The sequence below is a fragment of the Paenibacillus sp. oral taxon 786 str. D14 genome, from assembly GCF_000159955.1.
GTDB lineage: Bacteria > Bacillota > Bacilli > Paenibacillales > Paenibacillaceae > Fontibacillus > Fontibacillus phoenicis.
In genome coordinates this window covers 1-1,612 of sequence record NZ_GG696018.1, presented here as the reverse complement: position 1 = coordinate 1,612, position 1,612 = coordinate 1, and the positions used below count along the sequence as shown (strand labels likewise).

General features: G+C 48.8%; 1 protein-coding gene. It reads right to left on the bottom strand.

The genetic code is table 11. The features are described from left to right. Positions 1-170: 170 nt before the first annotated feature. Entirely contained in the window at positions 171-1,499 is a 1,329-nt protein-coding gene (locus POTG_RS22470; protein ID WP_009227150.1) for an IS1380 family transposase, read from the bottom strand. Between the last annotated feature and the right edge of the window lie 113 nt (positions 1,500-1,612).

Sequence of the window (1,612 nt, the reverse complement as noted above, 5' to 3'; positions counted from 1 at the left end):
CCTGAATCCGTGACGCTTTGTATTGCTCGATTGAAAATCTGGTTGTTATTGTAAAATGTGCGATTTTTGACGCTGACAAACTGTTTAATGAGATCGCACTCTGATGGAGCGCATGATCAAACAGACCTTGGCTGACAAGGCCTTATTGACCCCTATAACATTCCATCCTGTCAGGTAAAGGCACAGTAAATACGACGGATAACGGGAAACCACGGACTGTTGCAGCCGAAATTGAATCGAATACCTCGCGCATGTCGAACCAATCTTGCCGCCATGTAAATAATATTCTGGATAACCGTACGAATACGGCGACGCTGCACGTTGTTTCGAATCGGCGAGTCATGCTCACGCAGACTCTCCTGGCCGATGATTCGAAGAAGGTTATAGGCAAACAAGCCGGCATGCAGTACGAGATCATTCGTTGCGAATTTTCCTGCAGGCAGACGCTCCAAATCCAAATCGGTTTTGATTTCGCTGTGGAATTGCTCACTTGTCCCATGATCGCGGTAAAGCTCAATCACTCGTGACGGGGCACAGCGAAGCGACGTCCAATAGACGCTCACTTCAATTTCCGGGAACAGCAACACTTGTCCATCCCGATCAATCGTTCGATGAATGACGTGGAACACTTGGCGAAGGGGGCGGTCGAATCCCTTTTCGCGAAATTCTATCGCGCCGATATATTCGACTTTTCCTTCGCGCTGCTGGCAGGCGATTCCCGTCGTTTCCGCAATGCGCAGCCACATTTCCTTCGGTTCTCTGCGGAGATTGGCCTTGATGATATAGTCGGCTTTCTCGCGATGACAAACATGCAAATTTTCGGCGCTGTCGTTTCCAGCGTCCATGCGAATGAGCAGCGGCAGGTCCGTTGCACGTTTGGCGTATGCGATGCTCTGTTCTAAAAATGCGGCTGTTCCCTTCTGGCAATGCACACTGCCCTCACGCAGTTCCACATTAACGCCATAGCCTTCTTGGCCCAGGTAGGCAAAGATGGGAGCATAGCCGTCAGTCCCTTTGTAAGTACGAGATACGCCTTCTTTCTTTGTGCCGGAATTGTCGAAAGGAGATACGTCGATATCCAGCGGCGCATAAGCCTTTTCACCTGCTGTCAGCCCTGTTAATGGAGCCTTTACCTTGCGAATGAGATCAGCGGATTCCTCAAGTAAAATCCGGTTCCATTCCGGCGTCTGTGCTGCGGCGTCAAGACGCTGGCGAAGAGTCGGGCTGGAGGGGACTTTTTGGAGCTGAAGGCAGATTGTGAATACATCGTCTTTTCGAAACGGCTCAATATGGTCAAAGTCGCTCTTGCCTTGGCAGAGCAGGCCCAGATAGCTCTTCATGACATCGGCGTGGGAATGAATCGGTGTTTTCATACTTTTGATCTTTGTATGATTCAGGCGCTTTCTAAGTCCAGTATGCGCAAGCAAAGCGCCAACGGTTGCAAGACCGGCGTGAGTAGAGAGAATTAACTCTTTCGAGCGGACAAATTGGATCTTCATAGAGCACCTCTCAGGTGAAATTGGAAAAGTTATGATTTTCTTTTAATTTCTTTACCGGAGGTGCTTTTTCCTTCAATTATCTTTAATTTTCAAAGAACCTTTATCACGGATTC

Excerpts from the sequence above, each read along its gene's own strand:
- POTG_RS22470 (WP_009227150.1), bottom strand. The coding sequence starts at position 1,499 with ATGAAGATCCAATTTGTCCGCTCGAAAGAGTTAATTCTCTCTACTCAC.